Source organism: Isoptericola variabilis, assembly GCF_050311655.1.
In the GTDB taxonomy this organism is placed as follows: Bacteria; Actinomycetota; Actinomycetes; order Actinomycetales; family Cellulomonadaceae; genus Isoptericola; species Isoptericola variabilis.
On record NZ_JBNOZM010000007.1, the window covers coordinates 125,258 to 137,490 of the forward strand.

Below are 12,233 nucleotides of genomic sequence, written 5' to 3' on the forward strand. Positions count from 1 at the left end.
CAACCGGTCCGCGGCGCGTCCGCGCGGCGCGCCGCACCGGGGTCGGTACCGTGCCCGCGTGACCCGACTGGTGCTCGTCCACGGCCGTGACCTCGACGGACGCGACCCGGAGGCGCTGGAGGCGCAGTGGCTCGGCGCGCTCGGGGCGGGCCTCGCGGCAGCCGGCTCGACGCTGCGGCCCACGGACGACGACGCGTCGTTCGTCTACTACGGCGACGCGCTGGAGCGGCTCGTCGACGGCGGCGCCCCGCCCCCGGTGACCGTGCACGCGCTGGCCGCCGACCCGGCCGCCCTCCCCCGGCTCGTGGGCGCGCTGCCGGACGGCGAGCTGCGGTTCGTGCTCGACGTCGTGCGCGAGGTGCTCGCCGCCGCCCGACGACGGCCCGACGACGAGGCGCCGTCGGTCGCCCCGCCGCCGGTCGAGGCACAGGGCGCGGTCGGCGACGCGCTGGTCGAGGCCGTCGTCGGCGCGCTGGCGCTCGTGGCCCGGTACGTGCCGTGGGTCAGCGCCGCCGTGCTGCTCACGCTCACCCGCGACGTGTACGCCTACCTGCACGACGACGCCGTCCGGCGGGTGATCGACGCGGGGCTCGCCGACGCGCTGGCGGACGCGACGTCGGGCGGCGGGCCCGCGGTCGTCGTCGCGCACTCGCTCGGCAGCGTCGTGGCGTACTCGGTGCTCTCGGATCGGCTCTCGGCTCGGCTCCCGGGTCGGTCCGGCGGGCCGGACGTGCCGCTGCTGCTCACGCCCGGGTCACCGCTCGGCATCCGGGCGATCCGCGACGCGCTCCGTGCCCGCGCGCCGCTGGCGTACCCCGCGCGCGTGGGCCGGTGGGTGAGCCCCCGCGACCCGCGCGACCTGCTCGCGCTGCGCGACCTCACGCCCGACGTCTTCCCGCTGCCGGACGGGTCGCCGTCGATCGAGGCCCTGCGCGTGACGAACCGGGCGCCGGGCTTCCACGCCGCGGCGTACCCGCTCGACGACGGTTCCTGGGCGGGCTACCTCGCGCTGCCGGAGGTCGCCGGGCCCGTCGGCGAGGCGCTGACGTAGCGCTCGCTCGCCGTCACCGTCCGGGACGATGAGGGACCGCTACGTCGCGGCGTCGCGCCAGCCGGGCAGCACGCGCTCGAGCGCGTCGACGAGGTCGATCGAGCTGCCGTCCTTGCCGCCCGCGCCGAGGATCATCGGCGGCCGCTGCGGCTCGACGCGCGCGCCGCGCACCCGGTCGAGCAGCGTCAGCGGCGCGGTGAGGACGTAGAACGCGCCGTCGGTCGTGACGGCCGCCGTGCGGTCGTGCCGCAGGTACCAGCCGCGCAGCGACGTGCGCGCCGTCCCGCGGCCGCCGTACCCCTTGACCTCCAGCGGCCCGGGCTCCAGCCCGGCGTCCGCCGCGGCCCGGACGAAGTCGCGCAGCAGCGCCTCCGCCTCCGTGTGCTCGGCGTCCTGCCGCGCGCGCAGCCGCTCCTCCTGCACGCGTGCCGCCTCCGTGCGCTGCGCCGCCCAGTCGTCGCTCACCCGGGCATCCTCCCACCCCGCCACGGGCCCCGAGTTGTCAGAGCCAGGTCGGGGTATGGGCCTTCCTGGCTCTGACAACTCCCCTGCGCTGCGAGTTGTCAGAGCTACGTGGGTGCATGGCCCCCGTGTCGCTCTGGCAACTCGCGGGGCGGGTCAGAGCTCGCGCTCGGCGTAGGCGACGAGGGCGTCGCGCACGAACGTCGCGCCCTCGGTGCCGCCGTAGTTCTTCGCGAACCGCGGGTCGGCCACGTACATCTCGGCCAGGCCGACGACGTACTCCTTCGTCGGCCGCCCGCGCTCGGACCCCGGCGTGCCGGGGATGCCGCCCAGCCAGGCGGCGTGCCGGGCGGCGAGCTCCTGCGCCTCGTCGGACGTCGGGTCGACGCCGCGGCGTGCGGCGTCGGCCCAGGCGTCGCCGAGCTCCTTCGTCCGCGCCTGGAACTCCTTCTGCTTCTCGGGCCCGAGCCCGCGCCACCACGCGTCGCTCCTCGCGTACGCGTCGGCGCCCCAGCGCTCGGTCACCTCCTCCTCGTACTGCGTGTGGTCGAAGCCGTCGAGCATGTCCTCGGCCATGAGCTGTTCTCCCTTCTCGATCGCGGTCACGGTCCGTTCCACCGAGGCGATCCGTCGCGTCAGCCGGTCCTGCTCGGCGCGCAGCTGGTCGAGGTGGCGGCGCAGCGCGCCGGCCTCGTCCGCCTGTTCGTCGAGCACCCGGCCGATGTCGGTCAGCGGCAGCCCCAGGTCGCGCAGCAGCAGGATGCGCTGCAGGCGCCGGATCGCCGCGTCGTCGTAGTGCCGCAGACCGCCGGGCCCGGTGCCCGACGGCGGCAGCAGACCGATCTGGTCGTAGTGCCGCAGCGTGCGGCTGCTCACCCCGGCGAGCCGGGCGACGTCCTGGATGGAACGGGTCATGACACCGACGGTAGAGGTTGACGCCGCGTCAACCGCAAGGCGCCAGATGAGGAACTTCCCATCCGCACCTCATGCGGGGGCCACGGAGCGCCCGGAGGATCGTCGTCATGAGCGACCGCACCGCACGCCGCATCGCCGTCCCCGCCGCCCTCGCCCTGACGCTCGGCCTGGCCCTCACCGCCTGCGCCGACGGTGCCGGCGACGGCGGAGCGCCCGCCGAGGAGACCGCCACGTCGTCCGGGGAGGACACCGCCGCCGACGACACCGCCACCGACGACGCCACCGACACCACCTCGCCGAGCGGGCCCATGGCGCCGGAGCACCGCACGGCCGCCGGGCTGCTGGCGATCGCCACCGCCGAGAAGAAGGCCGGCGGCACCGCCTACGCCATCGACGACCCGGACCGTGACAACACCTGGGAGGTCGACGTCGCGACCGGCACGATCAGCGTCGAGGTCGAGGTCAGCGCGGACGGCACCGAGGTGGTCCGCACCCAGGAGGACGACCTCGACGCCGACGACCGCCGCGCGCTGCCGGACGCGACCGTCTCGATCACCCAGGCCGTCGAGCGGACGGTCGCGAAGTCCGGCGGCGCCCTCGAGGACGCCGAGCTCGACGAGGACGACGGCCGCTACCACTGGTCGGTCACGGTGCTGGTGGACGGCGCGGAGACCGACTACCGGGTCGGCACCCAGGACGGGAAGGTCGTCCAGGAGCGCGGCGACGACTGACGCGCAGCCCCGACGGCCCGCCCCGGCGTCGCCCGGGGCACGCTCAATCACCCCCCGCGCCCGTTGACCGGCTACTGACGCCGGTGGGTCACTGGAGGTATGGCCCGCTCGGTCGACACCGACTACCTGGTCGTCGGCGCCGGGGCGGCCGGGATGGCGTTCGTCGACGCGCTCGTCGACCACGACCCGACCGCGCACGCGACGCTCGTCGACCGGCGTGCCGCGCCGGGCGGGCACTGGCTGGACGCGTACCCGTTCGTCCGCCTGCACCAGGCGTCCCAGTTCTACGGCGTCGCGTCCACCCGCCTCGGCTCCGGGCGCGTCCAGGAGGCGGGGCCGGAGCGCGGGATGCACGAGCGCGCCACCGGCCCCGAGATCACCGCGTACTACGCCGCCGTGCTCGCCGAGCGGCTGCTGCCGACCGGCCGCGTGGAGCTGCTCGGCGGGCACGAGTACCGCGACGGCCTGCTCGTCGACCTCGCGTCGGGGGCCGTCGTCGAGCCGCGCGTCCGACGGCGGGTGGTCGACGCCCGGTACCTCGCGCCGTCCATCCCGGCCGTGACCCCGCCACCGTTCGACGTCGACGACGGCGCCTCGGTCGTCCCCGCGGGCGCGCTGCCGGACGTCGGGGAGGCCCCCGCCTTCGTCGTCGTCGGGTCGGGGAAGACGGCGACCGACGCCGTGGTGTGGCTGCTCGGGCGGGGCACGGACCCGGACGCGATCCTGTGGGTGCGGCCGCGGGACCCGTGGATGCTCGACCGCGCCGCCGTGCAGCCGGACCCGGCGGTGTTCCTCGGCATGGCGGGGATCCTCATGGCCGCGGCCTGCGACGCCTCGTCTCCCGACGACCTGTTCCTGCGTCTCGAGGACGCCGGCGTCATGACGCGCATCGACCCCGCGGTGATGCCGACCATGGCCCGCACGCCGACGCTGGGGCGCTGGGAGCTCGAGCTGCTGCGGTCGGTGACGCGCGTCGTCCGCGACGGGCACCTGCGCCGCGTCGAGCCCGGCCGGCTGGTGCTCGACAGTGGCGAGGTCGCGGTGCCGCACGGCGCGGTCGTCGTGCACTGCGCCGCGTACGGCCTGCACGTACGCCCGGCGCTGCCGATCTGGGGCGAGCGGATCACGCTCCAGTCGGTGCGGGCGGGGTTCCCACCGTTCTGCGCCGCCCTGGTCGGCCACGTGGAGGGCACCCGCCACGACCGGCCCGACGCCGAGAAGAACGCCCTGTGCCCGCCGACGCCCTACTGGAGCACGCCCGCCGACTGGGCGGCCATGCAGGGTCGCGGCGCGCGGGCCGCCGCGACGTTCATGGCCGATCCCGACGTCGCCGCCTGGGCCCATTCCGTGCTGCTCAACCCCGCCCGGGTCCCGCCCGAGGAGACCGCACGGCCCGAGGTGCGCGCCGCCGTCGCGCGGTACCTCGAGTACGCCCCCGCGGGTATCGCCGGGCTGGAACGGATCGGCCGGGACGCCGGCGTCCGGGTCTGAGTCCTCCGACGTCAGCCGGCGAGCACCTCCCGCAGCCGCGCCGCGAACGCCGCCGGGTCGTTGCCCGGCGACCACTCGTTGGCCGCGAAGCCGCCGTGGTCGCCGGGGAAGACGGCCACGTCGAGGCCCAGCGCCGCGGCCAGCGCCTCTCCCCCGCGGCGCGGCATCGTGCCCGGCCCCTGCTCGCCGACGGCGGGGACCAGCCGCACGGTGGTGCGTCGCAGCGCGTCGAGGTCGGGCTCGAACCAGGGCAGCGCCTTCATGTTCCCGTTGAGCAGCAGGTCGTCGCGGGAGCCGTCGTCCTCCGTGGGCAGGCCGAACATCGCCGGGTCGGGGGCGGGCTGCGCCAGGTACTCCTCGGTGAGCGGCGCGTCCTGCATGGAGACCTGGATGAACTTCGCCATCGCGGGGCCGAACCCGTCGCGCTGGTACGTCTCGACGATGTCGCGGGTGACCTGGCGCTGCACGTCGCGGTCCTCGAGGAGCGCCCACAGCGGCGGCTCGTGCGCCACGACCGTGCCCAGCTCGTCGGGGTGGTCCACGATCCACGGCAGCACGTTGACCGCGCCGCCGCTGGAGGCGAACACGTCGACCGGCCCGTCGCCGAGCTCCGCGCGCGCCGCCCGCACCACGCGGTGGAAGTCGTCCGCGTGCAGCGCGACCGACACCTCGCCGTCGGGCGCGAGCGTGCTCCGCTCCGTGCCGCGCGGGTCGTACGTGACGACGGCGCGGTCGTCGAGGTGCTTGAGCAGCTGGGTGAAGCCGGACGCCGCCATCGGCGAGCCGAGGAGGAACAGCGGCGGGTGGCCACCGGGTGCGTCCGGCAGGCGGACGTCATAGGTGAGGACGGCGCCGGGCACGTCCAGGGTGTGGGTGGTGAGCTCGCTCATCGGTTCTCCGTCGGCCGGTGGGGGGTTCTTGGTTCTCATCCTGTGCTGAGGGGATGACGCCGCGCCAGCCCTGAACTCATCGGTCGTGACCAGGCACGACGGCGCCACGACGCGCCGGGCCCGGGAGCCTGCCCCCAGGCCTCGCCCGTCCACAGGTGAGGTCCGCGGCGCGTCCATGTCGCCCCACGCCCGGGAGGCTCGGCCACGGACGCCCACCCCGGCGCCCCGGACCACGAGGAGCCCGACATGCCCGTCGCGACGACACCCCCGCCCGCACCGCCGGCGCCCGATCCGGCACGGTTCGTCCCGCCCGATCTCGTCGACCTGCGCACCGCCTGGACCCGCGAGCGCGCCCTCGCCGCGGACCGGCCGCACCACGGCGGCCGGGACGGCGGGTGCCCGGGTCGGCACGGCTGGCTGCTCGACGACGGGCTCGACGTGCTGCTGGAGCCCGTGCTCGCCGGCTCGACGACGCCGGGCTTCTACCCGTTCGTCGCCCTCGACGAGCGGATCGCCGCGGGCCTGCTGGAGCGGCTCGACGAGGTGGAGCTGGCCACCCAGCGGCAGAACCTCGGCCCGTCGCTCGGCGCGGTGCTGCGGGCGGTCGTGCGGCACCCGGACCGCGTCCGCGCCCAGGGGTACGTCGTCGGGCCGCTGCGCTGCGACGAGCGGATCACCGTGACGGGGGTGCTGCTCCGGCCGGGCCGGGACGTGCCCGTCGGGCCGCGGCGCGGACCGGGCGACGGGAGCACCGACGTCCTGCGCGCCCTCGGCGAGCTGGGTGTCGACGACATGCACGCGCCCCCGGACGAGGTCGCGCCGTGGCGGGGCCGTCGGCCGGACGCCGGTGCGTCCTCGGGGGCGGACGAGCCGTGGTTCCGCGTCTGGTGGGACTGACCGTCCGGTGGACCGGCCGCGTGCCGTGGCGGCGCAGCGGGCGACTCACCACCCGGACCGACCCTGTGGATAACCTCGGCCGCCCCGAACCCGTCGTCGTTAGCGTCGTCCACGCGCCCCGGCGCAGGCACGGACGACCCGACGACGGACCAGGACAGGGACGGGATGACCCAGCTCGACCTCGACACCACGACCCTCGCCACGGCGGCCTCCGAGCTGAGGGATGCCACGTCATCGCTCGCCGAGGTGTCGGGCGGTCTGCTGGCGACGGCGGCGACGCCCGGCGCGAGCGGCGACGCCGGCCTGTCGGCCGCGCTGCAGGGCCTCGCGGCAGCGTGGCGCACCAGCCACGAAGCCGTCGTGGACGAGCTCGGGTCGCTGGGCGCGGGCCTCTCTCGCGCCGCCGAGGTCTTCGAGGGCGCGGAGCACGGGACGGTGCAGGACCTCGCCGCGCTGCTGGGCGGGTTTCGCTCGGCGGACCACGCGTGACGCCGGACGGGCGGACGGCGGCGCCGTGCGGCGAGCTGTGCCCGCTCCCCGGCAGCCCGCCCGCGCTGGTCGACGCCGCCGAGTCCGCATCGCGCACCGCGACACGGCTCGCGGACGCGCGCTCCCGGTTGCTGCGGGTGGGCGCATCGCTCGACACCCAGCGCAGCCCGGCCGTCGAGCGGGCGCGCGAGCGTGTCGCCGCCGCGGCCGACCACGCCCGGGCCAGCGGCGGCATGCTCGAGGCGGCGGCCTCCACCTTGCACCGCCACGCCGCTGTGCTCCACGACGCCCAGGCGTCGGCGCAGCGGGCGATCGACGAGCACGCGGAGGCCCTCCGCCGGGAAACGCGGTGGTACGCCGAGGTGGACGAGGCGCGTCGTTCCACGTGGAACATCGTCGCGGTCGGCGGTGGAGTAGTCGGCGGCGGAGTGGCCGGCGGTGGAGTGGCCGGCGGTGGGGTGACCGGCGGTGGGATGGCCGGCGAGCCATCGGTCGGCTGGTCCGGCGCGGCACGGTCGTCGGCGGGGTGGTCGCCGTCGGGACGGTCGACAGCGGGACGCCCGACGGGGTGGTCCGACGCGTGCGCCGTGCCCGGCGATCCGACCCAGGCGCACCTCCGGCTCGCCACCGCCGAGCGGGAGCTCGCCGCAGCGCGCGCGGACGTCGCCGCGGCGGCGGCACGGTGGCGTGCCGCGCGGGACACAAAGGACGACGCGTCACGACGGGCGGCGGCCGCGCTGTCGGCGCTCGCCGACGTCCGGGCGGTCCGGGCCGTCGTCACCGCGGGTGCCGACCCGCGGACGTTGGAGGCGTCCGGGGCGGCGGCGCGGCGGGTCGTCACGCTCCTGCCCCGGGCCGCGTCCGGCGGGGAGGAGGAGGCGCGGCGCGAGCTGCGCGCGGAGCTCCGGCGGATCCTCACGGCGCACGCGGACGACCCCGCGTTCTGGGCGGTCTTCTGGGACGGCGCCACGACGCAGGACGTGTACCTGGCCCTCGGCCCGACGGTGCTCGATCCGGCCCGCCCGCTGCCCGCCCGGCTGCGCACCGCGCTGGGCGACGGCGTCATGGCCTGGGCACGCACCGCGTCGGACCCCGAGCTCCGGGAGTTCGGTCGGGACGTCGTCGTCGGCATCGGCGACTGGCCGCTCGGACTGAGCGAGCGGTCGCGGCTCGCCGCGATTCTCCTGCCCGCCGAGCTCCCCGCCGTGGCGCACGCTGCCGCCGGCGACGCGCTCGACGCGAGATGGCGGAGCCGCGCCGACGAGGCCGCCGCGGCCACCGGCACCCCGGGTGCCCCCACGGGCGACGCCCTCGTCGACGCCACGATCACCGCCCCGATCGCCGTCGCGGTGCTGGCGGGGTACGCCCGGCACCCCCGGCTCGCGCTCGACCGGCTCGCCCCGGCGCAGGACACCCAGGTCGCGGGCAGCGTCCGGCGTTGGTTCGGGTGGGCCCCGAGCGGGGGTTGGCCCGACGGCGGGAGGGCCGTCGCGGGCGCGTATGCCGCCGCCGTGGACGAGGGGACGACCTCTCACCACCGTGCCGACCAGCGGCGGGCCGCCGTCCTCGTCTCGCACGCCACGCCGGCGCTGGCGACCGGTCTGACGGCCGGCCCCACGCTGGACGACCGCGCGAGCGCCGACGTCGCGCGGGCGTACGAGCCGTACCTGCCGTCGGTGGGCGACGCGACCTTGGCCCAGACCTTCGCCCGCGATGCCGAGGACGGCCCCGCAGAACCCGTCCCGGCGCCCGGGATCGACCCGGACGACAGCCTCGCCGCGGGCACGGGTCTGCGCGCCGACGTCCCCCAGCCGGAGCTCGACGCGTTCGCGCTGCGCGACGTCATCGCCGCGACGTCACGCTCCCCCGAGGCCGCGCAGGCCTGGCTCGGAACCACCGAGCGCTATGCGGCGTCGATGATCGAGGTCGCGACGTCCGGCGCCTACGACGTCAACTCCGAACCTCGCTACCACCTCGCGGAGCAGGTGCTGACCGGGGTCGGCGCGGTCACCGGGGCGATGCAGGCCGAGACGCTCGCCGCCGCCTACGACGAGGCGGAGACCCGCGAGGCGGTCATCTCGCTGGCGAGCGACGCGCTCGGGCTCGGCACCCTCGGCCGCAGCAGCGCGGAGGCTGTGGCCGCCACGGCGACCACCAAGGGCCTGGAGTTCCTCGACACGAGCGGGCCGATCGCCGACGCCCGGGCCGAGGTCGGCACCGTCCGGGACCAGACGTACACCCGATACGTGACGACGATCCACGACCTCTACCTCGCTCACGACCTCGACGCCGGCATCCCGCTCGACGAGGCGATGCGGCGCGCCGAGAGCACGGACGTCGCCGCCGACGACGACGCCGCCCTCCACATCGAGGGCGAGTTCCGTACGGCGTTCAAGCCCATGTCCGAGCCGGAGGAAGGAGATCGATGAGCACCCTCCTGAGGCGCGTCTTCGCCAACCCTCGGGTCACGCCGGGGGTGGTGATCGCCCTCCTGCTGCTGGCGATGGTGGCCGTCCCCCGGGCGCTCGACGCGGTGGAACAGCGCCAGGCGTTCCGTGAGCTCGAGCGGGCCCGGACGTGGACAGCCGACCCGTGGACCTTCACGCCCGTCGACTTCCCCGGCCGCCGGGCGGCCACGATCCCCGTCGAGCCGCGCTGGATGGTCCAGGACTACGAGACCGGGTGGCGCCTCGGGCCGGAACGGGCCACGGGACTCGCGCCGCTGTTCCATCTCTACCTCGCCAGGCCCATGAGCTACTGGTTCCCGGACGAGACGTCCGGCGTCTCCGGGGTGCGGGTCGACGACGTGGAGGTGTACAGCTGGGTCGTCACGCCCCGAGGCCCCGGCTTCGACACCGGGGACGGCTCGAGCCACGCGTGGCGCCTGCAGGGGGACGCTTCGCGGATCGCGGAGTACCAGCTGCCCGCACCGCGCCGGTGGGCCGAGGAGCGCGACGCCGAGCTCATGTCCGTCGGATACGTGGGCGCGCCGACCGAGCCTGCGTGGTGGACGTCGCACCTGGGCGAACCCTTCGAGCCGGGCGGGCCGGGGTACTTCGGCGTGACGGTCGACGAACGCACCTCCGACGGCACGTCGTCGCGGACCACGACCCTCGCCACGCGGGTCGACGGCTCGCTCGCGCTGGTCGGTGTCGTCGTGCCCGAGGGCGTCACACCCTCCGACGACCTCGAACCCGCCCTGTTGCTGGAGCGGCTCTTCCAGGGACTCCGGGCCCACCCGCCCGTCGCTCCGGGCGCGACGGACGGCTCGCAGGAGGTCACGCGGGACGTCGCTCAGGCCGACTCGCGCACCACGAGGGAGGTGGGCAGGGTGATCGCGGCGGGCTCCTGACCGTCCACGACCTCCAGCAGCAGCCGCACCATCTCGGCGCTGATGCGCTCGTAGGGCTGCCGCATCGTGGTCAGTGGCGGGTGCAGCTGCGCGGCGACGCCGGAGTCGTCGAACCCGCCGACGGCGACGTCGCCGGGCACGCTGCGGCCCGCGGCCTGCAGGGCGACGAGGGCGCCGGCGGCCATGAGGTCGGAGTGCACGAACACGGCATCGACGTCGGGCCGCCTCCCGAGCAGCTCGGCCATGGCGAGGCGCCCGCTCTCGCGGGAGTAGTCGCCGTGCGCCACCAGCCCGGGGTCGTAGGCGTCGCCCAGCACCTCGCGGTACCCCTCGAGGCGCAGCACGCCGCCCGGGGTGTCCATCGGGCCGGTGATGGTGGCGATGCGCCGCCGGCCGGTGTCCCACAGGTGCTGGGTCATCGCGCGGCCGCCGGACCGGTCGTCGGCGGCGACGTACCCGACCTTGCCCTCGTACCCGAGCGGCACGCCGCAGGCGACGGTGGGGATCTCGTGCCGCAGCAGCTCCCCCATCATCGGGTTGCCGCGGTGGGAGCTGATGAGCAGCACCCCGTCCACGTGCCCGGCCTCCAGGTACTGCGCCACCCGGCGCCGCTCCTCCGCCGTGCCCGCGACGAGCAGCACCATCGGCATCTCCCGCTCGGCGGCGGCGTGCGTGGCACCCCGCAGCAGCAGGGAGAAGTTGGGGTCCTCGAACAGCAGGTGCTGCTCCTCCGTGAGGAGGAACGCGACGGAGTTGGCCCGCCCCGTCACCAGGGAGCGCGCATGCGGGTTCGCGCGGTAGCCGGTGGTGCGGATGGCCTCCTCGACCGCGGTGCGCGCGTCCGGGGACACCCAGTGCCCGCCGTTGATGACCCGCGAGACGGTGCCCCGCGAGACCCCTGCGACCGCCGCGACGTCGCGGATCGTGGGCCGCTTCGCCCGGCCGTCGTCGGCCCCGTGCCCACCCGTACCTTCCACGCCCGCGAGTCTAGGGACCCGCGCGACCTGACCGGCACGAGGCCGCGTCACGACTTCACCGCGCCCGCGGCGAGGTCCACCTGCCAGAATCGCTGGAGCGCGAAGAACAGCGCGACGAGCGGCACGATCGACAGCAGCGCGCCGGTGATCACGAGCGTGTACATGGCGGGCTGGCTGGCGCCCTGGTTGAGCAGGCCGGACAGGCCCACCGTGATCGGGAACAGCTTGTCGTCGCCCAGCATGATGTACGGCAGCATGAAGTTGTTCCAGATCGCGACGAACTGGAAGAGGAACACCGTCACCAGGCCGGGCACCAGCATCGGCACGGCCACCTGGAAGAACGTCCGGGTCTCGCTCGCGCCGTCGGTGCGGGCAGCCTCGACCACCTCGTCCGGCACGGCGGCGGCCGCGTAGATGCGCGCCAGGTAGATGCCGTACGGGCTGATGATGCTGGGCAGCAGCACCGACCAGTACGTGTTGGTGAGGTCGAGCTCGGCCAGCAGCAGGTACTGCGGGATCGCGAGCACGATGGCGGGCACCAGCACGCCCGCGAGCAGCACGTTGAACACCGCGTTCTTGCCGGCGAACGTGTACTTCGCCAGGCCGTACCCGGCCATGGCGGACACGAGCGTGGACGCCGCGGCGCCGACGCCCGCGTAGAGGGCCGTGTTGAGCATCCACCGCCAGAACAGCCCGTCGCGGTAGGCGGACAGGTCGGCCACGTTGTCGGCCAGGTGGGTGGACGGCGCGAACGTGAAGCTGGAGAACAGCTCGGCCCCGGACTTCGTCGAGGCCACGACCACCCACACCACGGGCAGCAGGCAGTACAGGGCGCCCAGCAGCAGGACGGCGGTGGCCACGGCGGACGGCCGCTCGCCGGCGCCGCGCCAGGTACGGCGTCCTTGCCCGGTGGGACGACGGACGGAGGAACGCGCGGCCGGGGCGTCGGCGGGCAGCGGGCTGGTCAGCGTCGTCATG

12 protein-coding genes are annotated in these 12,233 nt (G+C 75.7%); 7 read left to right on the forward strand and 5 right to left on the reverse strand.

Features of this window, described 5'->3' with window-relative positions:
• Window positions 1-58: 58 nt before the first annotated feature.
• Window positions 59-1,051: a hypothetical protein gene (locus tag ACQP60_RS16000; protein WP_429734592.1), complete on the forward strand. Its 993-nt coding sequence runs from the start codon at window positions 59-61 to the stop codon at window positions 1,049-1,051.
• Between the two features lie 39 nt (window positions 1,052-1,090).
• Here the strand turns inward: ACQP60_RS16000 and ACQP60_RS16005 are convergent, their stop codons facing one another.
• A complete protein-coding gene (locus ACQP60_RS16005; protein WP_429734594.1) occupies window positions 1,091-1,516 on the reverse strand; it encodes a hypothetical protein in 426 nt (141 codons plus the stop codon).
• 153 nt (window positions 1,517-1,669) lie between these two features.
• On the reverse strand, window positions 1,670-2,428 hold the full coding sequence (locus ACQP60_RS16010) for a MerR family transcriptional regulator (RefSeq protein ID WP_429734596.1): 759 nt from the start codon (window positions 2,426-2,428) through the stop codon (window positions 1,670-1,672).
• A 107-nt stretch (window positions 2,429-2,535) separates the two neighbouring features.
• On the opposite strand from ACQP60_RS16010, the gene ACQP60_RS16015 reads away from it, so the two are divergent.
• Both ACQP60_RS16015 and ACQP60_RS16020 read left to right on the forward strand, forming a co-directional pair.
• Window positions 2,536-3,159: a PepSY domain-containing protein gene (locus ACQP60_RS16015; RefSeq protein ID WP_429734598.1), complete on the forward strand. Its 624-nt coding sequence runs from the start codon at window positions 2,536-2,538 to the stop codon at window positions 3,157-3,159.
• Window positions 3,160-3,258: 99 nt separating this feature from the next.
• Window positions 3,259-4,650, forward strand: a complete 1,392-nt coding sequence (locus ACQP60_RS16020; RefSeq protein ID WP_429734600.1) for a pyridine nucleotide-disulfide oxidoreductase — start codon at window positions 3,259-3,261, stop codon at window positions 4,648-4,650.
• A gap of 11 nt (window positions 4,651-4,661) precedes the next feature.
• Here ACQP60_RS16020 and ACQP60_RS16025 read toward each other — a convergent pair whose 3' ends face one another.
• Window positions 4,662-5,540, reverse strand: coding sequence for an alpha/beta fold hydrolase (locus tag ACQP60_RS16025; RefSeq protein WP_429734603.1), 879 nt, complete (start codon window positions 5,538-5,540; stop codon window positions 4,662-4,664).
• Between the two features lie 246 nt (window positions 5,541-5,786).
• Between ACQP60_RS16025 and ACQP60_RS16030 the strand changes: the two genes are divergently transcribed.
• The 4 genes from ACQP60_RS16030 to ACQP60_RS16045 all read left to right on the forward strand — a co-directional run bounded on the left by ACQP60_RS16030 (window position 5,787) and on the right by ACQP60_RS16045 (window position 10,278).
• Window positions 5,787-6,437, forward strand: coding sequence for a hypothetical protein (locus ACQP60_RS16030; protein ID WP_429734608.1), 651 nt, complete (start codon window positions 5,787-5,789; stop codon window positions 6,435-6,437).
• Between the two features lie 165 nt (window positions 6,438-6,602).
• Entirely contained in the window at window positions 6,603-6,926 is a 324-nt protein-coding gene (locus ACQP60_RS16035; RefSeq protein WP_429734610.1) for a hypothetical protein, read from the forward strand.
• Window positions 6,923-9,355 (forward strand): hypothetical protein, encoded by a 2,433-nt coding sequence (locus ACQP60_RS16040; protein ID WP_429734612.1) that lies wholly within the window; start codon window positions 6,923-6,925, stop codon window positions 9,353-9,355. The genes ACQP60_RS16035 and ACQP60_RS16040 overlap by 4 nt, the downstream gene beginning before the upstream one ends.
• Window positions 9,352-10,278, forward strand: a complete 927-nt coding sequence (locus tag ACQP60_RS16045; protein ID WP_429734614.1) for a hypothetical protein — start codon at window positions 9,352-9,354, stop codon at window positions 10,276-10,278. Before ACQP60_RS16040 ends, ACQP60_RS16045 begins: the two co-directional genes overlap by 4 nt.
• Here ACQP60_RS16045 and ACQP60_RS16050 read toward each other — a convergent pair.
• Together ACQP60_RS16050 and ACQP60_RS16055 are read right to left on the reverse strand one after the other, a co-directional pair.
• On the reverse strand, window positions 10,221-11,255 hold the full coding sequence (locus tag ACQP60_RS16050; protein ID WP_429734615.1) for a LacI family DNA-binding transcriptional regulator: 1,035 nt from the start codon (window positions 11,253-11,255) through the stop codon (window positions 10,221-10,223). The two genes, ACQP60_RS16045 and ACQP60_RS16050, sit on opposite strands and share 58 nt — an antisense overlap.
• A 47-nt stretch (window positions 11,256-11,302) precedes the next feature.
• Window positions 11,303-12,232 (reverse strand): carbohydrate ABC transporter permease, encoded by a 930-nt coding sequence (locus ACQP60_RS16055; RefSeq protein WP_429734617.1) that lies wholly within the window; start codon window positions 12,230-12,232, stop codon window positions 11,303-11,305.
• Window position 12,233 lies beyond the last annotated feature (1 nt).

Coding starts and splice junctions, on each gene's coding strand:
- ACQP60_RS16010 (WP_429734596.1), bottom strand. CDS start 2,428: ATGACCCGTTCCATCCAGGACGTCGCCCGGCTCGCCGGGGTGAGCAGC.
- ACQP60_RS16020 (WP_429734600.1), top strand. CDS start 3,259: ATGGCCCGCTCGGTCGACACCGACTACCTGGTCGTCGGCGCCGGGGCG.
- ACQP60_RS16015 (WP_429734598.1), top strand. CDS start 2,536: ATGAGCGACCGCACCGCACGCCGCATCGCCGTCCCCGCCGCCCTCGCC.
- ACQP60_RS16035 (WP_429734610.1), top strand. CDS start 6,603: ATGACCCAGCTCGACCTCGACACCACGACCCTCGCCACGGCGGCCTCC.
- ACQP60_RS16055 (WP_429734617.1), bottom strand. CDS start 12,232: ATGACGACGCTGACCAGCCCGCTGCCCGCCGACGCCCCGGCCGCGCGT.
- ACQP60_RS16025 (WP_429734603.1), bottom strand. CDS start 5,540: ATGAGCGAGCTCACCACCCACACCCTGGACGTGCCCGGCGCCGTCCTC.
- ACQP60_RS16030 (WP_429734608.1), top strand. CDS start 5,787: ATGCCCGTCGCGACGACACCCCCGCCCGCACCGCCGGCGCCCGATCCG.
- ACQP60_RS16045 (WP_429734614.1), top strand. CDS start 9,352: ATGAGCACCCTCCTGAGGCGCGTCTTCGCCAACCCTCGGGTCACGCCG.